General features: G+C 66.9%; 21 protein-coding genes, 1 tRNA gene and 1 other RNA gene. 10 read left to right on the top strand and 13 right to left on the bottom strand.

The genetic code is table 11. From position 1 onward, the window contains the following. The first annotated feature begins 27 nt into the window (after positions 1–27). Positions 28–1,287, top strand: a complete 1,260-nt coding sequence (gene tgt, locus ACIA5H_RS31030; RefSeq protein WP_397079209.1) for a tRNA guanosine(34) transglycosylase Tgt — start codon at positions 28–30, stop codon at positions 1,285–1,287. Positions 1,288–1,344: 57 nt separating this feature from the next. Here the strand turns inward: tgt and ACIA5H_RS31025 are convergent, their stop codons facing one another. Continuing rightward, positions 1,345–2,124 carry a queuosine precursor transporter gene (locus ACIA5H_RS31025; RefSeq protein WP_397079207.1) on the bottom strand — a complete coding sequence of 260 codons (780 nt, stop codon included), beginning with the start codon at positions 2,122–2,124 and terminating at the stop codon, positions 1,345–1,347. A gap of 29 nt (positions 2,125–2,153) precedes the next feature. On the opposite strand from ACIA5H_RS31025, the gene ACIA5H_RS31020 reads away from it, so the two are divergent. Continuing rightward, a complete protein-coding gene (locus tag ACIA5H_RS31020) occupies positions 2,154–2,672 on the top strand; it encodes a DUF4190 domain-containing protein (RefSeq protein WP_397079205.1) in 519 nt (172 codons plus the stop codon). A 60-nt stretch (positions 2,673–2,732) separates the two neighbouring features. On the opposite strand, the gene ACIA5H_RS31015 is transcribed toward ACIA5H_RS31020, so the two are convergent. From ACIA5H_RS31015 to ACIA5H_RS31000, 4 genes are all read right to left on the bottom strand, one after another. Then, on the bottom strand, positions 2,733–3,125 hold the full coding sequence (locus ACIA5H_RS31015) for a hypothetical protein (protein WP_379249964.1): 393 nt from the start codon (positions 3,123–3,125) through the stop codon (positions 2,733–2,735). Between the two features lie 359 nt (positions 3,126–3,484). Next, positions 3,485–4,189 carry an RDD family protein gene (locus ACIA5H_RS31010; protein ID WP_397079203.1) on the bottom strand — a complete coding sequence of 235 codons (705 nt, stop codon included), beginning with the start codon at positions 4,187–4,189 and terminating at the stop codon, positions 3,485–3,487. A gap of 46 nt (positions 4,190–4,235) precedes the next feature. Continuing rightward, entirely contained in the window at positions 4,236–5,153 is a 918-nt protein-coding gene (gluQRS, locus tag ACIA5H_RS31005) for a tRNA glutamyl-Q(34) synthetase GluQRS (RefSeq protein ID WP_397079201.1), read from the bottom strand. 56 nt (positions 5,154–5,209) lie between these two features. Beyond that, the gene (locus tag ACIA5H_RS31000) at positions 5,210–5,692 is read right to left on the bottom strand and encodes a DUF309 domain-containing protein (protein WP_356963394.1); all 483 of its coding nucleotides are present in this window, start codon (positions 5,690–5,692) and stop codon (positions 5,210–5,212) included. 423 nt (positions 5,693–6,115) lie between these two features. On the opposite strand from ACIA5H_RS31000, the gene ACIA5H_RS30995 reads away from it, so the two are divergent. After that, positions 6,116–6,325 carry a DUF397 domain-containing protein gene (locus ACIA5H_RS30995; RefSeq protein WP_356963395.1) on the top strand — a complete coding sequence of 70 codons (210 nt, stop codon included), beginning with the start codon at positions 6,116–6,118 and terminating at the stop codon, positions 6,323–6,325. 96 nt (positions 6,326–6,421) lie between these two features. On the opposite strand, the gene ACIA5H_RS30990 is transcribed toward ACIA5H_RS30995, so the two are convergent. After that, positions 6,422–8,062, bottom strand: a complete 1,641-nt coding sequence (locus ACIA5H_RS30990) for a cytochrome bc complex cytochrome b subunit (protein ID WP_397079198.1) — start codon at positions 8,060–8,062, stop codon at positions 6,422–6,424. A gap of 165 nt (positions 8,063–8,227) precedes the next feature. Between ACIA5H_RS30990 and ACIA5H_RS30985 the strand changes: the two genes are divergently transcribed. Then, positions 8,228–9,727: a WS/DGAT domain-containing protein gene (locus tag ACIA5H_RS30985; RefSeq protein ID WP_397079196.1), complete on the top strand. Its 1,500-nt coding sequence runs from the start codon at positions 8,228–8,230 to the stop codon at positions 9,725–9,727. A 12-nt stretch (positions 9,728–9,739) separates the two neighbouring features. On the opposite strand, the gene ACIA5H_RS30980 is transcribed toward ACIA5H_RS30985, so the two are convergent. From ACIA5H_RS30980 to ACIA5H_RS30970, 3 genes are all read right to left on the bottom strand, one after another. Beyond that, complete coding sequence (locus ACIA5H_RS30980; protein WP_379249974.1) at positions 9,740–10,378, bottom strand: hypothetical protein; 639 nt, start codon at positions 10,376–10,378, stop codon at positions 9,740–9,742. 100 nt (positions 10,379–10,478) lie between these two features. Further along, complete coding sequence (locus tag ACIA5H_RS30975; protein ID WP_379249976.1) at positions 10,479–10,958, bottom strand: hypothetical protein; 480 nt, start codon at positions 10,956–10,958, stop codon at positions 10,479–10,481. 12 nt (positions 10,959–10,970) lie between these two features. Further along, complete coding sequence (locus tag ACIA5H_RS30970; RefSeq protein ID WP_379249978.1) at positions 10,971–11,108, bottom strand: hypothetical protein; 138 nt, start codon at positions 11,106–11,108, stop codon at positions 10,971–10,973. Between the two features lie 66 nt (positions 11,109–11,174). On the opposite strand from ACIA5H_RS30970, the gene ACIA5H_RS30965 reads away from it, so the two are divergent. Next, positions 11,175–11,459, top strand: coding sequence for a hypothetical protein (locus ACIA5H_RS30965; RefSeq protein WP_379249980.1), 285 nt, complete (start codon positions 11,175–11,177; stop codon positions 11,457–11,459). Between the two features lie 230 nt (positions 11,460–11,689). Here ACIA5H_RS30965 and ACIA5H_RS30960 read toward each other — a convergent pair. Beyond that, a tRNA-Ser gene (locus ACIA5H_RS30960) sits at positions 11,690–11,774 on the bottom strand. A 128-nt stretch (positions 11,775–11,902) separates the two neighbouring features. Between ACIA5H_RS30960 and ffs the strand changes: the two genes are divergently transcribed. Both ffs and ACIA5H_RS30950 read left to right on the top strand, forming a co-directional pair. Next, positions 11,903–11,997, top strand: an RNA gene (ffs, locus tag ACIA5H_RS30955) — signal recognition particle sRNA small type. 214 nt (positions 11,998–12,211) lie between these two features. Beyond that, the gene (locus tag ACIA5H_RS30950) at positions 12,212–13,501 is read left to right on the top strand and encodes an aminotransferase class I/II-fold pyridoxal phosphate-dependent enzyme (protein ID WP_397079193.1); all 1,290 of its coding nucleotides are present in this window, start codon (positions 12,212–12,214) and stop codon (positions 13,499–13,501) included. Between the two features lie 219 nt (positions 13,502–13,720). On the opposite strand, the gene ACIA5H_RS30945 is transcribed toward ACIA5H_RS30950, so the two are convergent. Together ACIA5H_RS30945 and ACIA5H_RS30940 are read right to left on the bottom strand one after the other, a co-directional pair. Next, the gene (locus tag ACIA5H_RS30945) at positions 13,721–14,161 is read right to left on the bottom strand and encodes an SRPBCC family protein (RefSeq protein ID WP_397079191.1); all 441 of its coding nucleotides are present in this window, start codon (positions 14,159–14,161) and stop codon (positions 13,721–13,723) included. Between the two features lie 8 nt (positions 14,162–14,169). Continuing rightward, the gene (locus ACIA5H_RS30940) at positions 14,170–14,976 is read right to left on the bottom strand and encodes a methyltransferase domain-containing protein (protein ID WP_379250147.1); all 807 of its coding nucleotides are present in this window, start codon (positions 14,974–14,976) and stop codon (positions 14,170–14,172) included. A 173-nt stretch (positions 14,977–15,149) separates the two neighbouring features. Here ACIA5H_RS30940 and ACIA5H_RS30935 point away from each other — a divergent pair, with 173 nt between their 5' ends. From ACIA5H_RS30935 to ACIA5H_RS30925, 3 genes are all read left to right on the top strand, one after another. Then, complete coding sequence (locus tag ACIA5H_RS30935) at positions 15,150–15,725, top strand: HhH-GPD-type base excision DNA repair protein (RefSeq protein WP_356963408.1); 576 nt, start codon at positions 15,150–15,152, stop codon at positions 15,723–15,725. Between the two features lie 125 nt (positions 15,726–15,850). Beyond that, positions 15,851–16,561, top strand: a complete 711-nt coding sequence (locus ACIA5H_RS30930; protein WP_379249986.1) for a hypothetical protein — start codon at positions 15,851–15,853, stop codon at positions 16,559–16,561. Between the two features lie 343 nt (positions 16,562–16,904). Continuing rightward, complete coding sequence (locus ACIA5H_RS30925; protein WP_356963410.1) at positions 16,905–18,179, top strand: ROK family protein; 1,275 nt, start codon at positions 16,905–16,907, stop codon at positions 18,177–18,179. Between the two features lie 62 nt (positions 18,180–18,241). On the opposite strand, the gene ACIA5H_RS30920 is transcribed toward ACIA5H_RS30925, so the two are convergent. Beyond that, the gene (locus ACIA5H_RS30920) at positions 18,242–19,873 is read right to left on the bottom strand and encodes a DUF2207 family protein (protein WP_397079188.1); all 1,632 of its coding nucleotides are present in this window, start codon (positions 19,871–19,873) and stop codon (positions 18,242–18,244) included. Between the last annotated feature and the right edge of the window lie 288 nt (positions 19,874–20,161).

Here is a 20,161-nt window from a genome sequence, read left to right as displayed (position 1 = left end):
CGACTGCCGAACTGCGAGGATAGCGGGGTGTCCGGTCCCGAATCCTTCTCCTTCACCGTCGGTACGCGCCTGGACGGGCGGCACGGCCGGTCCGGTGTGATCGCCACGCCGCACGGGCCGATCGCCACGCCCGCCTTCATCCCGGTGGGCACCAAGGCGACGGTCAAGGCGGTCCTGCCGGAGACCATGCGGGAACTCGGCGCCCAAGCGCTGCTGGCGAACGCCTACCACCTCTACTTGCAACCGGGCGCCGACATCGTGGACGAGGCGGGCGGGCTCGGCGCGTTCATGAACTGGCCGGGGCCGACCTTCACCGACAGCGGCGGGTTCCAGGTGATGTCACTGGGCGTCGGGTTCAAGAAGGTGCTCGCGATGGAAGCGGTCGACGTACGCAGCGACGACGTGATCGCACCCGGCAAAGAGCGGCTGGCCACCGTGGACGACGACGGTGTCACGTTCCGCTCCCACCTCGACGGTTCGGTGCACCGCTTCACGCCCGAGGTGTCGATGAACATCCAGCACCAGCTCGGCGCCGACATCATGTTCGCGTTCGACGAACTCACCACGCTGCTGAACACCCGCGCCTATCAGGAGCAATCGGTGCAGCGCACCCACGAGTGGGCGCAGCGCTGCATCGATGAGCACGAGCGGCTGACCGCCGCGCGCACGCACCGGCCGTATCAAGCGCTGTTCGCCGTCGTCCAAGGCGCGCAGTACGAGGACCTGCGCCGAAAGGCATGCCGCGGACTCGAGTCGATTCGCGGAAACGCGGGAACGGGATTCGACGGTTACGGCATCGGCGGCGCGCTGGAGAAGCACAATCTGGGTGCCATCGTCGGGTGGTGCTGTGACGAGTTGCCCGAGGACAAACCCCGCCACATGCTGGGCATCAGCGAGCCGGAGGACATCTTCACCGCCATCGAGAACGGCGCGGACACCTTCGACTGCGTGAACCCGTCCCGGGTCGCCCGCAACGCCGCGATCTACGTCGACACCGGCCGGTTCAACATCAACACCAGCCGCTTTCGTCGCGACTTCACCCCGATTGATGAGAACTGCGACTGCTACACCTGCGCCAACTACACGCGCGCCTACCTCCATCACCTGTTCAAGGCCAAGGAGATGCTCGCCGCAACGCTGTGCACGATTCACAACGAGCGGTTCACGATTCGCCTGGTCGACCGGATCCGCGAGAGCATCGAGGGCGGTTACTTCGATGAACACAAGGCGCAGACACTGGGCCGCTGGAGAAGTAAGAAGGGCGCGGGGCACGAAGTGGATCGGTAACTCCGCGAAGTCTTCGATCGTCTCTCGTGGCCCGCGCCCTGTTTGCCGGGGATTTCGTCAGGTGTGCAGCGGATCCACTTCGGTCGGCGCGTAGCTCGGTTCGTGCTTCTTGAGCAACGCGATCACTCGGTAGGTGATCGGGAGCACGAACACCTCGCATAGGGTCTTCCAGATGAAGCCGACGATCACATAGTTGATGAACTGCTGCCAGGTATCGATGCCGATGGCGCCCGCGGCGATCGAGCAGAAGATCAGCGTGTCGGCGAACTCGCCGACGATGGTCGATCCGATCAGCCTGGCCCACAGGTACTTTTCCTTCGTCCGCTCCTTGATCAGCACCAACGTCGCGGAATTCAGCAGCTGGCCGACGAAGTACCCGGCCAGGCCCGCGATGACGAGCCGAGGCGTCGTCCCGAGGACGGTGCGGAACGCCTCTTGGTTGTCGTAGAAGCTCGCGGCGGGCAGCCGGATCGCGATGGCGAAGCACACGACCGTCAGCAGCAGGGCAGCGAAGCCGTAGTAGATGGCCCGCCGGGTGGCGCGGAAGCCGTACACCTCGCTCAGTACGTCGCCGAGGATGTAGGCCAGCGGGAACAGGAAGAATGCGCCGTCGGTGGCGATCGGAAGGATTTGCAGCGGCCCCAGCGACACCGATCGGTCGCCGAAGAACTCCACCCCCTTGGTGGCGCAGATGTTGGAAATGATCAGGGTTGCCGTGAAAAGGGCCACGATCGGTGCGTAGTACCCCCGCGCTACCTGGGCAAATGCCGCGTGGTCCGCGGGGCGTCCAGGCCCGCCGTGCTCTTGTGTGGTTTTCGACTCACTCACCCGCATCATCCAACCAGGTTGTGGAATACGCTGTAGCAATGACGAATCCCGGGGACTCCGACGAGTGGTGGAAGCAGTACGGTGGCCAAGGCGTGTCGCCGGAGTCCGGTGGACAGAATTCGGTCCCGCAATACCCGAGCCCGGAGCAGCAGCCGTCGGGCTACCCGTCGGCGCCGCAGTACCCGGTGCAGCCGCCTTCGCAGCCGATGACGCCGCCCCCGCAGCCGCAGTACCCCTCCTATCAGCAGCCCGCGCAGCCGTATCCGCAGCCGCAATACGGCTACCAGACTCCGTACCAGCCCTACGGAGTCCCGGCGCAGGGCACCAACGGCATGGCGATCGGTGCGCTGATCTCGTCGCTGGTCGGGTTCGTCACCTGCGGGCTCGGCTCGATCGTCGGCATCATCCTCGGCGTGATCGCGTTGAACCAGATCAAGCAAAACGGCCAAGAGGGCCGCGGTATGGCGCTCGCGGGCATCTGGATCGGCGTCGGCGCCACCGTGCTCGCCATCCTGTGGTTCGTCGTCGTGATCATCGCGGGGACGACCAGCGCGTAGTTCACCGTACGAGTCGAGCCATCGAGGTGCCATTCGCGAACGAATGGCACCTCGTCCGGCTCACGCGCAGTTGTAGGTCCCGCGTGTGACTTCCGTCGTCCCCGCGAACGTGAGGCCATGGGGAATGAACCTGATGCCGACGCAGTTACCGTTCTCGTAGTAGGTACCCGCGTCGACCGCGATGTCGGTCGCGACGAGCGCGATCACTCCCGCGCAGACGGTACCCGCCACATTGAGGGGAGCGCAGATCAGGCCGGAACCGGCACCTACCAGCCAGCTCTTGTCTCTCGCGCTACGTGTCTGCGCGCGATCGAGCCGGACCGTGCAAGTGATGTTCCCGCAATCGCTCTGCGTCGATTGTGCTCCCGCCGCACCTGCCGGCAGGACGGTGCTCATGCCGAGCACCGAGCCGACGAGAACGGTGGCGGCTGCCGCTGATCTGATGATGTTCATACCGAGACTCTCTGTTGTCGCTGCTAACGGGGCCCGCGCGAGGAACTCGAGGCGCTACTCGGTTGCCTGGCCGTACGCAGGCTGACCGGACCCAACAGGTCCACGAAGCCACGCGCTGCCATCTGGCGAATCCCCCCTTGACCTCACTACGCGGCCGCGTGGCCGGAGTGGGTTAGTGCGATCCTACTTTCACGACCCGGACAACGATAGGCATTATCGAGTCGATGTAGACGTAATTCTCTGTCGGACAGAAGGAATCAGATGTAAGCGGTATGTGATCCTGCTTGTCCCGCAACAAAGAAAGCGGGTGTGCGCTGGTTCAGCGCACACCCGCTTCGCGGTTCCGGGCCTCCGGCGGATCAGGCCTTCACGACCTGGGTGCCGCCGGCGAACTTGTCGTGCCAGCCCTGCTTGTTCGGGTCCTGCTCGATGGTGATCGCGATGTAGATCGCCAAGCCGAACGACGCGAGGCCGCCGATGCAGTAGACGATGTTCAGGGCGACGAAGAGGTTGCGCTTGAGCGAGGTCTGCGGATCGATCTTCGCCGCGCCACCGGGAGCCAGGATCTTCAGTCCGAGGATCTTCTTGCCGAAGGTGGCGCCCTGGGAGGTCTCCAGCAGCACGTAGTAGCCGACGATGACGACGTAGGCGATGGCGGTGGCGAGAATGCCGCCGACGAAGCCGCCGATGCCGTACGCGACCAGCCAGTAGACGATGCCTGCCGGAATGCCGCTGAAGATGGCGTCGAGAACGCGTGCGCCGAACCGGGTCAAGAGGTCGCCGGGTTGTCCGCTGTAGTTGTTGAACCCGGGCTGCTGCGGGTACTGACCGTAGGGTTCCTGCCCGTACTGGGGCTGCTGGCCGTACTGCGGCTGCTGTCCGTATTGCGGCTGCTGCTGGCCGTACTGGGGCTGTTGCCCGTATTGCGGCTGCTGCTGGCCGTACTGGGGCTGCTGCCCGTATTGCGGCTGCTGGCCGTACTGGTCGCCCCCCTGGGGGTACGGCTGGCCGTACGGCTGCCCGCCCTGCGGATACTGGTTGGGGTCGTACCCACCGCTTGTCATAGTTGTTTGTCCTCGTCGATTGATCAGTAGTTGGACGATGCGTACGTTACGGACATGGGCTGCTTCGCAACAACCCGTCCACGTCGAATACCGACGGTTCACGGGGTAGCCGCCGGGTGTCGAAACGCTCGAGTAGCTCGGACGACGATGTCGCGGTGAAGCCGAGCGAAGCGGCCAGTGCCGAGACTACTTCCTCCGGCGTGTTGCCGAGCGCCAATCGTTCGCGGAGTGTCACCGCCCCATCCCGTTTCGCCAGCCGCCGCCCCTCCGAATTGAGCACCAGCGGCACGTGGGCATAGTGCGGCACCGGCAGATCGAGCAGCGTCGCGAGGTATGCCTGTCGCGGGGTCGATGGCAGCAGGTCGTCGCCGCGAACCACTTGGTCGACGCCCTGCGCCGCGTCGTCCACCACGACGGCGAGGTTATAGGCGGGGATGCCGTCACCGCGCCGTAGCACCACGTCGTCGACCGGGCCCCGGTAGCGACCGTGCAACTGGTCGTACACCTCGAACTCGGTGGCCGTGGCGCGCAGCCGGAGTGCGGCCGGGCGGCCCTGCGCGCGCAACCGCTCGCGCTCCAAGGGAATCAGGGTGCGGCAGGTTCCGGGATAGGCGCCCATCGGTCCGTGCGGCGCCGTCGCTGCTTTCTGTATCTCCCTTCGCGTGCAGAAGCATTCGTAGGTGAGCCCGGCGGCGGTGAGGCGTTCGATGGCCGCCTCGTACTGCGGCAACCGATCGGACTGTCGTACCACGGGCCCGTCCCAACCCACGCCGATCGCGGCGAGATCGTCGAGCTGCCGCTGCTCCGCACCGGGCCGCACTCGATCCAGGTCATCGATCCGGAGCAGGAAGCGGCGGCCGGTGGAACGAGCGAATGCCCAGGCAAGCAGTGCGGTGCGGAGATTGCCCAGATGCAGGTCCCCGGACGGGCTCGGCGCATACCGGCCCGCACCCGGCTCAGGCACGGGCTCGTCTGATGGACGATGAGAAGCGCACCCCGGCCATGGTAGAAGCGAGGCGATCAGCCGCGCAGACGCGGCCGCAGGTCGGCGTCCGCCGGTTCGCCGCCCGCTTCCAGCGTCGCGAGCAGAGCTTCGGCGTGGGCGATCAATCCGGGTAGGTCGATATCGTAGGGCGCCTGCCCGCTCTCCGGTCGGTATGCCGTCATCCGCGACACCGCGCGGGCGAGCAGTGTACGCGCCCCTTTGGGATTTCCGCGCTGTATGTGCGTCAGACCGACAGCGAACTGCGCGAGCGCCTGCCACAGCATCCGCTCGGCGAACGATCCGTTCTTCCATGCGGCCTCTAAAACCTCGTGCGCATTGAATGCGAGTCCCTCGTCCAGCAGTTGCTGGGCGAAGGTCAAGGTTTGCTGGGGTGGAAGATCGAGATCATCCGGAATTCGGGCAACTCCGGTACTGCCGGGAGGCAGCGGACGCCCGAGGCGGTCGCGCGGACGGGCATTACGGGCGCGACCTGCGTCGTCTCGATCGCGTTCGACCATAGGTTCCATCATGCACGGCCGCTGTGCCGCCGTCGACGCGGCCCTCGGCCGGAGGGGAATTGTCGGCCGATAACAGAGCAATCACATCCGTTAAAAACATTGTGGTACGCCAGTGTTTGGAATGAATACCCAGGGTCGGCAATGTTCCCGCAACCCTGTTGCTTCGCAAACGTGTGTGGTTGCGATGATTGAATAGGCAAGAGCCGGGCAAACTTTCGAAGGACCTGCTAGTGTTACCGCGCGGGGACGGGCCCCGCGCGAGGTTAATTTCCTCTCGAACTCGATGTGCGATATCGACGCACCGGGAAAGTGGGCTCCGGCAAAAGGTGCACCACGGGATTCGGCTTTCCAGTCGGATACCGCTGCTAGCTGGAACGATGTCAGGAGAAATCTCGCTCTCGACGCAGCAAAGGAGCTAGTACCGTGGAGGTTGGTTGGACGGGCGCTGTATGGCGCAAGAGCACATACAGCGGTCCGGATGGCGCGTGTGTGGAAGTCGCTTTTCTCGTCGACGGCCGTGTCGCGGTTCGTGACACCAAAGCCAGTGGACGTGGTCCGGTCTTGGCGTTTGCGCCGGGTGAGTGGGATGCATTCCTAGTGGGGGTCTCGACGGGAGCATTCCGGTGCGGCTGAACTGCTCCGGAATCGCCTGAACAAGGCAAAGCGGGCCCCGGGTCGTATCGGACTCGGGGCCTTCGCGGTTTTCCGGGCGGGTCGGGTGCCGAATGTTCAGTGGGCGGAACCGTTTCCGTCGCCGTTCGCCCGTTCCTGAACATTGCGCAGCACCGCGAGTTGCTTGCGTTCCTCTTGGTGCTCGATCTCGAAGTGCTGCGCGCTCTCGTCCCGCGGATCCGCGCGCAGGAAGCTGCCGGTGCCCGGCTTGCCCGCCGCGCCCAGCTTGCTCATCTTCTTCGGCACGGGCGCGCCCTGGTACTCCAGCGGAACCGGGTGGCCGTGCTTGTCCACCGGGCCGAGCGGCTGGTGGACCTCGATGTACTCGCCGTGCGGCAGGCGCACGAGCACGCCGGTCTCCACCCCGTGGTCGAGCACGGCCCGGTCGCTGCGCTGCAGGCCGATGCAGATGCGGTAGGCCAGGAAGTAGGCGATCGGGGGCGCGAGCAGCAGGCCGATGCGTCCGGCCCAGGTCGTCGCGTTGAGCGAGATGTGGAACTTGTACGCGATGATGTCGTTGACGCACGACAGCGTGAGCACCGTGTAGAACGCGATGGCCATCGCGCCGATGGCCGTGCGAACGGGCACGTCGCGGGGGCGTTGCAGCAGGTTGTGGTGCGCGCCTATGTCGCCGGTGAGCCGCTTCTCGATCCAGGGATAGGCGATGAGGACGACGAAGACCAGACCCATGATCACGGCGACCCAGAAGACGGCGGGCACGGTGTAGCGGCCCAGGTACAGCTCCCACGGCGGCATCAATCGCGCCATGCCGTCGGTCCACATCATGTAGAAGTCCGGCTGCGAACCCGCCGACACCTGCGACGGGTTGTACGGACCCAGGTTCCAGATCGGGTTGATCTGGAACACGCCACCCATGATGCCCACGATGCCGAGGGTGAAGGCGAAGAACGCGCCCTGGTCGGCGGCGAACACCGGCACGATCCGGGCGCCGACCACGTTGTTCTCCGTGCGGCCGGGCCCGGGGAACTGGGTGTGCTTCTGGTACCACACCAGCGCCACGTGCGCGGCGATCAACGCCAGGATGATGCCGGGGAACAGCAGCACGTGCGCGACGTAGAGCCGGGGAATGATGATGTCGCCGGGGAAGTCGCCGCCGAACATCAGCCAGTGCAGCCAGGTGCCGATGATCGGGATCGAGATCGTGATACCGGAGAACGCGGCCCGCAGGCCGGTGCCCGAGAGCAGGTCGTCGGGCAGCGAGTAACCGAAGAAGCCCTCGAACATCGCCAGGATCAGCAGCAGTGAACCGAGCACCCAGTTCGCCTCACGCGGCTTGCGGAACGCGCCGGTGAAGAAGATGCGGAACAGATGCACGATGATCGAGGTCGCGAACAGCAGCGCCGCCCAGTGATGCACCTGCCGCACGAACAGGCCGCCACGAACCTCGAAGGACAGATTCAGCGCCGTCTCGTAGGCGCGCGACATGGTCACGCCGCGCATCGGCTGGTAGGAGCCGTTGTAGACGACCTCCGTCATGGACGGGTCGAAGAACAGTGTCAGGTAGACGCCCGACAGCAGCAGGATGATGAAGCTGTAGAGCGCGATCTCGCCGAGCAGGAACGACCAATGCGTGGGGAACACCTTGTTGATCGACCGCTTGACGAACGCGGCGGCCTTATATCGCTCGTCCGCCTCATCGGCTTGGTTGGCGATTCTGCGAGCTAGATCTATAGCCATGGCCGACACCCCGCCTGGGTGAGTGGTATCCGTTCCTACTACAGACGGTAGCAGAGCTGCGTGGCGGAATCGATGGGATTTTCCGGACGGAATTGTGGAACAAGATCATTCACATTGCTCCGGCCCGCCGGAGGCGATCCGGTCCGAGTCGATATCGTTTTACCTGTGAGCGCGATGGCACCGCAGGACGCGACGATGTATTGGTTGTCCGAACGTACGCGCAACGATCTTTTTCTGTTGTATTGCTTCGCCGATCGTGGACTGCCCACGGTGGAACTGCGCGCCGCCGTCGCCGAACGGAGCGCGCGGATCGCCGACCTTGGGGTCCGGCTGCGCGAACTGCCCGCGGACATCGATTACCCGATGTGGACCCGATGCGAATTCGGCGCCGAGCAATTCGTGGAACACGAACTGCCGGAGCGCAGTTGGTCGTGCTTGCTGGAGGTCCTCGGCGATCTGCTCGGCACCGGAGTCGATGCCGCCGTGCACCCGTGGCGGCTGCACGTGTTCCGTGCCATCGCCGACGCGCCGGGGCTGGGCGGCGAGCCCGCGCTGGTGGCGGTGCTCCAGATGTCCCATGCCCTGGCCGATGGGCGGCGGTCCTCAGCGATCGCGCGTGCGCTGTTCTCGGAGACTCCCGCGGTCGAAGACGGAAGCCGGACAGCGTCGGCGGCGCCCGAAGCGGTGGGTTCGGCGGCGGACGCCAGGACCGCGCCCGGATCGCGGCTGGAGACCCTCGCGCGGTGGCCGGAGGTCACGGCACGGGCGCGGACGATCGGTGACGCGGTGTCGGCGGCCGGGGTGCTGGTCGACTCGGCGGTGGGTGTGCTGCGCATGCCGGTCCGGGTGGCGGCGACCGCGGTGCGCGGCTACCAGGCATTTCGGGCGCAGCGGCGGCTCGCGGAACTGACCGAGTCGGGTGAAGTGCCGCCACCCGCAGCCGGTTTCCCGCCGAGTGTGCTGAATCGGTCTTCACCGCAAGGCATCTCGCGGCACGAAGCTCGAATGCTGGTGTTCCCCTCCGCCGACTTGCGGGTGCCCGGCCGCACCGTCACGGTGGTCGTCTTGACCGCGGTGTCGCTGGCGCTCGCCCGCTACCTGGCCGAGCTGGGCGAGCCGGTGGAGCGGCTCGGTGCGCAGGTGCCGATGGCGCTTCCCGAAGCCGGCCGCGCACGCAACAACTATTGCGGTCTCGGCGTCGACCTGTTCATCGACGAGACCGATCTGCGCCTGCGCGCCGACAAGATCGCCGCGGCGCTCGCCGACCGGCGCGTCCGCGCACAGCACCCGCTGCTGTCCGCGCAGGGCCGGGTCACCGCGGCCATGCCGGCCCCGCTGCTGCGCCGCGACGTGGATCGCTACCCCCTCGACGCCGTGCCCGACTCGATCGCGGGCCACACCGTCGTCTCGAGTGTCGACCGTGGTCCAGCCGATCTTTCGTTCGGTGGCGGCGCGGTACGGTTCACGGCCGGGTTCCCGGCCCTCGGTTCCGTCATGCACCTCACCCACGGCGTGCACGGACTCGGCGACACCGTCACTATCTCGCTGCACGCCGACCCGGCGGTGCTGCCCGACCTCGACGCCTACGCCGCCCACCTGCGTGCCGCGCTGCTCGAAGCGCACCTCACGCGGGTCGACTCCGCTCCGGCGTCGCCATCGGTGTGACGAGCCCGCCGGTCAAGAACGGACGAGGGCCGGCTGCGGCGCGGCCTGGTGCACTTCGGCGGAGATCTTGATGTCCAGTTCCAGCCGGGTGGCGTTGATGACCGAGCGCTCCTCCTCGACGGTGTTCTCGATCGCCCGCGACCACAGCGCCTGGATCTCGGTGATCTCTTCGGCGGTGGCCTCGCCGTCGAATTCGATCCGGCGGCGCTGCAAACTGATGTTGAGCGCCGCGGTGAGCGTGCGCATCAGGTCCTCGCAGCGATTGGGGATCTTGCGATGCGACACGACGCGCAGGTTGCTGATGTAGCCTCGCGAGCCGGTGATGATCTGCCGGATCTCCGTATCGACCTCATCGAGCTCGTCGGCCTCCCAGAGTTCGCAATGCAGCAACTGCTGGCGGACGTCGCTCGAGATGGACAGCACGGACGAGACCGCGGTCAGCACCGATTCCCGCCGCCACTTGTCGTGCTCGCGCCGCTCGGCCGCCGCGTTGGTCGACTCCACATTGCGCTGCGCCGCGTCCAAGGTGACCCGGTTCCGCTCGTCCGCGGCGGTGAGCGCCGCACGGTTCGTGCGGTTGTTGACCAGCACGCCGACCAATGCCGCAATGGCAACGATGAGAGAACCGAAGAGCGGGAGCCACTGAGTCACGGAGAAGATCATTCCACCGGAATGGGCAGTCGCACAGCCCAGATCGGACGAACTGGGCTCGTCCGGCAACTCCGAGGGGAATCCGAAAGCTCGACCGGTGTCAGTCCCGTGCGGCGCCGTTCGGCCACACGACATCGACCGGCACACCACGTTCACGCGCGAGCTCGACCACTGTCCCGGTGCCCGCCTTCTGCCCCGCGTCGCCATCCCACACTGCGATCAGTCGATCGACCGACCCGACCACGACATCGTTGGCCGCCTCGTACGCTTCCCGGCCCGCGTCGTCGAAATCCAGCACGCGCACGGTGGTCGCGCGTTTCACAAGCTCATCGAACAGTTCGGCGTGATCCGGTTTCACCTTCCGCTCGCGGTAGTTCCGGGACGGCAACACCACCTCCAGCCGGCCGCCCGCATCGAGGACCGCCCGTGCGAACACCGAATCAGACCCGCGCGCAATACAACTCACCCCGACCAGATCGCTCGGATCATGCTCATCGAGCAGCGCGCACACCGCGTCGTACACCAACGGTGCCGTAGCCTCGGTGATGTTCATATGCCCGGTGACGCCGATCCGCACCATCCCGATGTGCTCCTATGCTGTCGCGGCAACCAGTGGCCGCATCCGCTCCCGCAACTCGACCACCGCGCCCACCGTCACGAACTGCCCGGTGCGGTTGTACACCCTCGCCAGCTTCTTCGCGACACGGTCGGACGCGGTTTGCTCGACCACTTGCAACGCAGTATGGCCGGCGCGAAGAAACCGTGACCGCCATCCTCCAGTGCTAGGTTCACTCCGATGAAGCTGCTCGTTATCACTAGCGGCCCTCCGACATGGTCCACTCGCTGGTTTCTGTTGCGCCGCCACATGCACGCCTGGTTCCGGCGCGAATCCCGCGAGCCCGGCTATACCGGTGAGGGCCAGTGGCATCCTCACCGCGAATACGGCGGTTGGGTGATCCGTCCGGCCACTGGGTGGCGTCGGTTCCGCTGGATAACCCCGCCCCTGCACTACACGCGCACCATCCCCGCCGACGACATGTACGCCCTCGGCACGTGGATGTCGGAGAAGCTGGAGAAGTAGACCGGCACACCGGATACAGCGATTCGGCCCGCGCCCGAATCAATGGAGGTGGGGGCGCGTTATTCGTCGGACAGGCTGACCGACGCAGGTCACGGAGTCGGCATCTGCCCGCCGGGTCACCCTCCAGTGGCGCTACGACCGAGCCGATATCTTTTCGATGCGTTCGGCCGCCGATGAGAAAAGGCCTGGTCAGAACGGGGTAAAACCGTCCTGACCAGGCCCTTCTTCAGCGGAGGATAGGGGATTTGAACCCCTGAGGGCGTTAACCCAACCCGCGTTCCAGGCGAGCGCCATAGGCCACTAGGCGAATCCTCCGTGGAGCAGCATACCGGTAGCCCCCGGCCGGTCGCCAAATAGGTGGGGTGACGTGGGGGAAGTGCCTGGTCGGTCGGGGGTGGTGGACCCGGAAGATGGGTTTGCGGGCCGGAGGCGCTACACTGGCCGACGGATCCCGCGCGGCGCGCATCCTGTGAACCCCCCCAGGGCCGGAAGGCAGCAAGGGTCAACGGGCTCTGCCGGGTGCGCGGGGTCCCCTTTCATTGGCCTCGTGCGGTGCCCGGCCGGTGCGGGCGCGGTTCGGTTTCGCCTCTGCATCCCGCCCTCGGATAACGCCTCCAATTCCGGCCGCTGCACGGGTAACGTGAACACCGTCCGCGGGTGTACGTGCGTCTGCGCGGACAACTGTTCGGTCGCCGCCGCACATCGGTCCGGCCAAACCCATCGTCCCCTCGCTGCTTGAAAGGCTGCCCAGGATGCCCCGGCAAACGCAGATCGGTTTGATGAGCCATGAGGAGCTCGTGCTCGAGCACGACACCCAGACCGCGAACTACGCGACGCTCAAGACCGAGAAGCTCACGCTGGACCTGACCCGGGGAAAACCTTCGCCGGAGCAACTCGACCTGTCCGCCGAACTGCTGCGCCTGCCCGGCGACGGCGATTTCCGTGACGGCACCGGCACCGACTGCCGTAACTACGGTGGCCTGCACGGTCTCCCGGAACTGCGCGCGATCTTCGGCGAGCTGCTCGGCATCCCGGTGGACAACCTGCTCGCGGGCAACAACGCCAGCCTCGAGCTGATGCACGACGTGATCACTTACGCGATGTTGTACGGCACGAATGATTCCGAGCGCCGCTGGGCCGCCGAGGACACGCTGAAGTTTTTGTGCCCCGCCCCCGGTTATGACCGGCACTTCGCGATCACCGAGGCGCTCGGCTTCGAGATGATCCCGATCCCGATGCGCCACGACGGCCCGGACACCCACGCCATCGCCGAGTTGCTGGCGAGCGACCCGCAGATCAAGGGTCTGTGGGCGGTGCCGAACTACTCCAACCCGACCGGCGTCGTCTTCTCCGAAGAGGTTGTCCGCGAACTCGTTTCGATGCCCGCCGCAGCGCTCGACTTCCGGTTGTTCTGGGACAACGCGTATGCGGTGCACCCGCTCACCGACACCGCGGCCCCGGTGATCGACGTGCTCGGGCTGGCCGCCGCCGCCGGAAATCCGAACCGCCCGTTGGTGTTCGCTTCCACCTCGAAGATCACCTTCGCTGGCGCGGGCGTGAGCTTCATCGGCGGTTCCACCGCGAACCTGGACTGGTACCTGAGCCACGCCTCGAAGAAGAGCATCGGCCCGGACAAGATCAACCAGCTGCGCCACCTGCGTTTCTTCCGCGATGCCGACGGCGTGCGCGCGCACATGCAGAAGCACCGCGCCATCCTGGAGCCGAAGTTCGCCCTGGTGCTGAAGATCCTCGAGGACCGCCTCGGCGCCTCCAAGGTGGCCTCCTGGACCGAGCCCAAGGGCGGCTACTTCATCAGCCTCGACGTGCTCGAGGGCACCGCGGCGCGGGTGATCGCCCTCGCCAAGGACGCGGGCATCGCGCTCACCGCGGCCGGTTCGGCCTTCCCCTACCGGAACGATCCGGAGGACAAGAACATCCGGATCGCGCCGAGCTTCCCGAAGCTGCCCGAGCTGGAGAAGGCGATGGACGGGCTGGCCACGTGCGTGCTGCTGGCGGCCACCGAGAAGCTGCTCGGCAAGTAGGAGCAGACCCCAACGATTGATCGCCCGGCACGGATTTCGTGCCGGGCGTTCCCGTTTGTATCGAACGCCGGAGGCGCGGCCGAAACGAAGGAGACAGTGTTCCGGTCGAGGCGGGACGGCTGGCTGCGCTGCCGAAGAGCCCGCTTCGAGCCGTGCTGCGACGCGCGCACGACTGGCGGAAACCGCGCCGCGAACGGGACCCTGACCGAGGCCCGACGCTTACCCGGTCTCCAGCAGTTCCTTCAGCCGCGCCAGGTCCGCGCGATTCGCCCGCCGGATCGCTGCTTCCAGCACGGGCGCGGCCAGCCTTCGCAGACCCCTCGGCTCGCCCCGGTTGCGCAGCGTCATGCGGGTACCGCCTTCGGACGTATCGGCCCAGGTGTAGGTGGTCTCCATCGGAAACGGACCTGTCACGGCACGCATCACCAGCCGCAGGCCGGGCGCGTAGTCGGCCACCTCGTAGGTATAGGTGAGCCTGCCGCCGAGAAAGTGGGCGACGAACGTCATCCGCGAGCCCACGCGCAGCGGCGGCTCCGTTTCCCACGTGACGCTGTGGATGCGCGAGTACCAGGCCGGAGCGTGCCCCGGATCGGCCGAGTACGCGGCGACCAGCTCGCGCGATCGGTTGATCACGACGTCGGTCAGCACGTCGACGGCCATCGGCCGGGTCAGCGGGGTTTGTGCGCGAGGACGGCGAACATGGTCACCGAGAGGTGGATGTCGCCATTGGCGGCGCCCGCGTCGAGGTCGGCGAGTAGGCGATCGCGCTCCGCCTCGGTGATCGCGCCGCGCGCGACCGCCATCGCCGAGATCCTGGTGATCAGCGAGCCCGCGCCCACGCTGCGGTCCTGCACCAGGGCCTCCGAGCCGATGTCGTCGACCACCAGGCCCGCCTTGGTGAGCAGGCCGGGCAGGCGACGGCCCGACAGCGGATTGGTGGTCGCCGACACGAGTGTCTCGATCACCTCGCGGACAACCCGCCGGTCACCGGGGTGCACGATCGCCGTGCCCCAATCGCTGTCCACCACGACCACGCGTCCGCCGGGACGCAGCACGCGGGCGATCTCGTTGGCCGCGCGGGCGGGGGCGGTGAGGTGCTGAAAGACGCGCTCGCACAGAACGGCGTCGAAGCAGTCCGCGCCGAACGGCACGCCGTAGGCATCCCCCGAGTGGAATTTGGCCGTCGAGCCGGCCTGAGCGGCACGGCGCTCGGCGGAGGCGAGCAGCTGCGGGTCCGGCTCGACGCCGACCGCGCTGCCGTTCGGGCCGACCGCTTCGGCGAAGGTGATGACCTCCGACCCGGTGCCGGAGCCGATGTCCACGGCGTGTTCGCCGGGCCGCAGCGCGAGCGCTTCGTGCGCCCAGGTGCGCAAGCGGCGGATACCGGGCAGCGCGGCCTGTAGGTCGCGCACGTCGACGAGCTGGTCGTGGCCTGCCCGGTCGAACCGATCGGGGCGCAATGCGTAGGTGTTCATGGGCCCGTGTCCATCCCTGGCCGTTGCCGTCGTCTTGGTCGGTGTCGCCGTCGTCTGAGGCATGGCCTGGAGCCTACGCGGCAGGTCATCTACCCGCGCGTAGGGGATGTGAGGTGGGTCACTATGGTCGATGACTAGTCTGGTACTGCCCGAATAGACGGAGAGGCGGGACAGTGACGCGCACGCTGTGCCTGGCGCAGGACGCCGAGGCGGACCGGCTACTGACCGAGGACCATTTCGCCACGCTGCTCGGCATGCTGCTGGACCAGCAATATCCGATGGAGCACGCCTTCCGCGGCCCGAAGAAGATCGCCGACCGGATGGGCGGCTTCGACATCCAGCGCATCGCCGAGGCCGATCCGCAGGAGTTCGAGGATCTCGCCGCGACCCCGCCCGCGATCCACCGCTACGGGCGGTCCATGGCCCGGCGCGCCCAGGAGTTGGCTCGCTACGTCATCGAGCACTACGACGGCAAGGCCGAGAACATCTGGACCGCGGGAGACCCGGACGGCAAGGAGGTGCTGCGCCGCCTGCGGGACCTCCCCGGCTACGGCGAGCAGAAGGCGAAAATCTTCCTGGCCCTCCTGGGCAAGCAACGTGGCGTGCGGCCGGAAGGCTGGCGCGCGGCGGCGGGCGCGTACGGCGACGAGGGCTCGCGCCGTTCGGTTGCCGACGTTACCGACGCCGAATCCCTCGCGCAGGTAAGGGAATTCAAGAAGCAGGCGAAAGCGGCAGCCAAAGCGAAGTAGTGCGGTGACCGTAACTCCCCGGTTGCCTATTTGAAATCGCCCTGCGTTTTTTCCTCGTTATCGCAGAGTCGGTGCCCGATGCTTTTGGCTGGTACGGCTCCACCTGAGATGAGGGATTGCAGGACATGAGGATGAGGAAGCTCGCCGTGGTGGCGGCGCTGGTGACCATTGCGACCGGAGTGGCCGCTGGTACGTCCGGTGCCGCCCCGGCAGAAGAAAACGCGGAAAGCGCAATCAATTTCACCGCGCACGCGACCGATACCCAGTCGATCATCGAAATCGACGCGGGCTCGCTGGTGGTCGAGAACGAGGTGCTCGAGGTGAAGGCCTCCAACGGTACCGTGCTCGCCGCGCAGCCGCTGCGGTTTCAACTCGACGACTTCGAATTCCCGATCGCCGCAGCGGTTTCCGGCCGCACCGCGACGCTGACGCCGGTGTTCGACCGGGAACACGCGGTCTACAAGCCGGTCGCTCTGCCGTACGAGGACAAGGCCCCGTGGAAGACCGAGTACGACCGTGAGGTCGCCGCTTGGACCCGTCTGACCAGCACGATCTCCGCCGGTGCGACCATCGGCACGCTCGTCGGCGGCCTGGCCGGCGGCGCCATCGGCTGCGTGCTCGGCGGCATCGCGGGGGCGACTGTCGCCTCCGCCGCGATCGTCGGCCTGTTCGGCGCGTTCATCCCGGCCGCGGCCATCGGCTGCCTCGGCGGCATCGTCGCCGTCGGCGCGCTCGGCACCCTCGCGGGCCAGATCCTGATCACCGCCCCGGTCGCCATCGGCGCCGCGATCCAGTACTTCACGACGATCAATCAGCCGTTCGTCGCACCGAAGTAATCCTTCCGCGTGAAAAGACTCCGCTCTGCCCGTCTTCCGGGTGAGCGGGGTCTTTTTCGCGTGCTCGCGACCTGGGGAAACAATGTGCGTGTGCACACAGCGGCGCGTCGAGGGTTGGTGCGTCGGGCAAATCGGTGTTAATTTTAATGACATGTCTGCCGGCCGATGGAACCTCCTGCGCGTCACTTACGTGACCGCCGCGTTGGGTCTGCGGCTGCCGTTGACACGCGAACTGTGTCGCCTCTCTTGCTGCAGCTGAGCTGTTTTTCCTGCTCGTTTGCTGCCTCGCCGCCCATGTAGGCATGTCCCGTTCGATTACGGGACTTCAGCAAGGATCTGCACAATGTCCCTTCCCACCCTTGAACGATCCGTCTCCAGGGTTGCGGGCAGCCGTGCCCGCGTCCAGCGCCCGGTTGTCGCCCCCGAGCTCCGCATCGGCGACAATCCGGCGGCCGCGGTGCTGCGCTCCGCGACCGGCGGTCCCGTCTCCCGCGACAATGCCGCGCGCACAACGGGTTTGAGCATCGCCACGGTCAACCGCCAGGTCTCCGCACTACTCGCGGCCGGCCTGCTGCGGGAACGTCCCGACCTGACGGCCTCGGGTGCGGTCGGACGCCCCCGCGTCCCCTTCGAAATCGATCACGACGCCTACCTGACCATCGGCATCCACATCGGCGCCGCGGTCACCAAGATCGTCGCCGCCGATCTGCGCGGCCGCATCCTCGGCGGCTTGGCCATCGCCACGCCGCAGACCGGCCAGGAATTCGCCACCACCACCGTCGCCCGCAGCGCCAAGGCGTTCCTGCAGCGCTGGCACCGTCGCAAAGCGCTGTGGGCCGGTGTCGCGATCGGTGGCCGAGTCGACCCGCTGACCGGCGTCGTCGACCACCCGAAGCTGGAATGGCGTGGCGCGCAGGTGGGTTCGGTGCTCGGCGAGGTGCTGGAGTTGCCCGTCTCGGTCGCGCCGCACGTCGAGGCGATGGCAGGCTCGGAGTTGTTGCTGCCCACCGGTGAGCCCAAAGACCAGGCCCGCGTCGAGCGGGGCAGCAGCCTGTATTTCTATGTGCGTGAAACCGCCGGTATCGCGGTGACTTTGGACGGTCGCGTGCACACGCCGAGCAACGGTCCGGGATCGATCGCGCACCTCCCCACCGGTTCGGACGTCGAATGCACCTGCGGACGGCGTGGTTGCTTGGAGGTGACCGTCGGTGATCGGTCGCTGCACTCCAGGGCCGTCGGCCGCGGCATCATTCCGGCGCACAACGGAACCGCGGGCTCGACCATCGCGGATCTGTATCGCGCGGCGGAGGCAGGTTCGGAATCGGCGCGCGAGCTGCTCGCCGAGCGGGCCACCATCCTCGGCCACACCGTGGCGATGGTGCGCGACATGCTCAACCCTGATCGGGTGATCCTCGGTGGCCAGGCCTTCACCGGCTATCGCCCGGCGGTAGCGCATGTGGCGCGCGCGTTCAACCAGGGTTCGACGCTGCCGCCCACCGATATCCGCATCAGCGGATTCGGTGGCAAGGTACAGGAATACGCCGCCGTGGTGACCTCGCTGAGCGTCCTCTACGCCGATCCGCTGGCCGCAGTCCGGCGAACCGCGTTGACCGACTGAGCAATACGACGAAGGGCGACCGGACGTGCTGTCCGGTCGCCCTTTTCGTGCGTGTGGGTCGTTTACCGATGCGGGTCGCCCGCGTTCGCGAACAAGCCTTCCAACGCCGTGATGAAGAACGGGAAGTGGCTTGCGAAGCGTTGCAAGTTGCGGTCGCGTTCGAAGCCGCCGAACCAGTAGAGGCCCGGTTGCGCGTCGGCCGACGGATCGAGGTCGCGGAAGGCGCGGATCCAATTGTCGGCCCGCGCACCGAGCACCGTGAACGGCAGGGCGCGAGAGAACACGGTCTCCTGGTCGATCGGCGGGATATGTTCGCGCCGCGTGGTCTCCAGGCCGCGCTGGAGCGCGCGGATCTGCCGGGCGAGTTCCAGCCCCCGGGTCGTCCGCACCGGCAGGTACTTCGGGGAGAGCAGAGTCGCGACACCGCCGAGCGCGATGGCGACACCGACCAAGGCGTGCCCCGAGGTGAGCGCGAGCGCTACGGTCACCGCGATACCCGCGACCACCAGCGCCCCACCGAGCCACACCGCGATGCCGGGACGTCGGCGATCGAGGAAGTTGCCGCGGGCGACGGCGTCGGCGATCAGTGCGGCGCGAATCGGACCGGAGGTCATCCGCCCCGACGCGCGCAGCTCACCCAGTGTCACCGCGTCGGCGCCACCGGGCAGCAATGTCTCGTAGACGGCCTTCTCGTAGTCGCGCAGCTGATCGTCGGGCGTATTCACCCGGGTGATCCGCCAGTCGCTGTCGCTGAGCGGCGTGATCCGGATGTACCGGCGCACCGCGAGATCCACCACAGTGGCGGCGACGTCGACCGGATCGACATACCCGTCCAGCAGCAGGCCGGCCTCGCCGGGCAGCGCGCCCTCGGGTGAGGTGAACTGCACTCGATCGCCTTCGCGCAGCAGCGGGTCGATCGTTTCCGTGCCGCCGCCCACCGTCGCGTCCTGGCGGCGGGCGCGCAGCACGAAGACGACCAGGATCGCCAGCGCGAGCAGCAGGACACCGAACGCCACAAGCACCGGGGCGGTGATCGCGAAGGGGCCCGCGTCGCCGCCGCCGCGCACGTCGGCGTTGCTCGGCACGGTGCCGGGCGGCAATTGCAGCGTCAGGTCGATCGCGTCGCCCTTGTGCAGGTCGGTTTGCTCGAGAAAGAGGACGCCGTCGGACTCGATCTTGACGTCGGCACACGGGCGGGTGTTGCCGGGCGGCCCGAGTTTGCAGTCTACGATGCCCATTTCGAAGCTCGGGCTGATCAGCGAGGCGCTGATGGACGCGATGTCGGCGCCCAGCACGCCGAGCCAATGGAACACCTGGGTGCCCGGCGCGTCACTGACGGTGTTCTGCACGGAGTACTGGAAGGTGGACTTGCCCGGCCGCGCCTCGATGGTGAACTGGTCGTTCGCGACCGTCGCGGTGCCAGGGCCTTCGGTGTTCACATCGGTGACCCGGAACACGCGCTCGGCATCGTCGCTCACCTTCAGCCGCAGTGGAAGCGACATCCGGAACGATCCGTCCGTCGACACCGAAATCTGTTCGACGACCTCGAGGACACCCTCGCGATTCAGCTTCAGATCGGCGGTGATGGTCACGCCGTCGGGTGCGGGCTGGGCTTGGGCGACCGGGGCCGCCGCGAACATTGCCGCGATGGCGAGAAGCAGCACGCCTAGGGCGGCCCCCCGAAAAGTCAGCATGGCTGCCTACTTTAGACAGCTTGCTATTCTGCGTCAGCGGCTGTCGGCGATCACTGAGACGAGGGGGTACGGGGGCGTGACACAACCACCGTACGGACACGGACCGGTCCCGCACAGGGGGCGTCCGGTTCCTCCGCCGCCCGGCTACGGTGCGCCCTATGGACCACGCCCCGGCTACGGTCCGCCACCTGGATACGGCCCGCCACCCGGCTACGGCCAGCCGCCGGGGTATGCCCAGCCCGGTTACGGACCGCCACCGGGTTACGGCTCTCCGGTCCCTCCGCCGAT

It is taken from the genome of Nocardia sp. NPDC051900 (genome assembly GCF_044452545.1).
Taxonomy (GTDB): Bacteria; Actinomycetota; Actinomycetes; order Mycobacteriales; family Mycobacteriaceae; genus Nocardia; species Nocardia sichangensis.
This window is presented reverse-complemented; position numbering and strand designations above follow the sequence as displayed.

What these genes read in the sequence shown, in the direction of transcription:
- ACIA5H_RS31015 (WP_379249964.1), bottom strand. Translation starts at nt 3,125, where the DNA reads ATGAACATCATCAGATCAGCGGCAGCCGCCACCGTTCTCGTCGGCTCG.
- ACIA5H_RS30930 (WP_379249986.1), top strand. Translation starts at nt 15,851, where the DNA reads ATGAGGATGAGGAAGCTCGCCGTGGTGGCGGCGCTGGTGACCATTGCG.
- ACIA5H_RS30940 (WP_379250147.1), bottom strand. Translation starts at nt 14,976, where the DNA reads ATGAACACCTACGCATTGCGCCCCGATCGGTTCGACCGGGCAGGCCAC.
- ACIA5H_RS30950 (WP_397079193.1), top strand. Translation starts at nt 12,212, where the DNA reads ATGCCCCGGCAAACGCAGATCGGTTTGATGAGCCATGAGGAGCTCGTG.
- ACIA5H_RS31000 (WP_356963394.1), bottom strand. Translation starts at nt 5,692, where the DNA reads ATGGTCGAACGCGATCGAGACGACGCAGGTCGCGCCCGTAATGCCCGT.
- ACIA5H_RS31020 (WP_397079205.1), top strand. Translation starts at nt 2,154, where the DNA reads ATGACGAATCCCGGGGACTCCGACGAGTGGTGGAAGCAGTACGGTGGC.
- ACIA5H_RS30925 (WP_356963410.1), top strand. Translation starts at nt 16,905, where the DNA reads ATGTCCCTTCCCACCCTTGAACGATCCGTCTCCAGGGTTGCGGGCAGC.
- ACIA5H_RS31025 (WP_397079207.1), bottom strand. Translation starts at nt 2,124, where the DNA reads ATGATGCGGGTGAGTGAGTCGAAAACCACACAAGAGCACGGCGGGCCT.
- ACIA5H_RS30990 (WP_397079198.1), bottom strand. Translation starts at nt 8,062, where the DNA reads ATGGCTATAGATCTAGCTCGCAGAATCGCCAACCAAGCCGATGAGGCG.
- ACIA5H_RS31010 (WP_397079203.1), bottom strand. Translation starts at nt 4,189, where the DNA reads ATGACAAGCGGTGGGTACGACCCCAACCAGTATCCGCAGGGCGGGCAG.
- ACIA5H_RS30945 (WP_397079191.1), bottom strand. Translation starts at nt 14,161, where the DNA reads ATGGCCGTCGACGTGCTGACCGACGTCGTGATCAACCGATCGCGCGAG.
- ACIA5H_RS30920 (WP_397079188.1), bottom strand. Translation starts at nt 19,873, where the DNA reads ATGCTGACTTTTCGGGGGGCCGCCCTAGGCGTGCTGCTTCTCGCCATC.
- ACIA5H_RS30965 (WP_379249980.1), top strand. Translation starts at nt 11,175, where the DNA reads ATGAAGCTGCTCGTTATCACTAGCGGCCCTCCGACATGGTCCACTCGC.
- ACIA5H_RS30975 (WP_379249976.1), bottom strand. Translation starts at nt 10,958, where the DNA reads ATGGTGCGGATCGGCGTCACCGGGCATATGAACATCACCGAGGCTACG.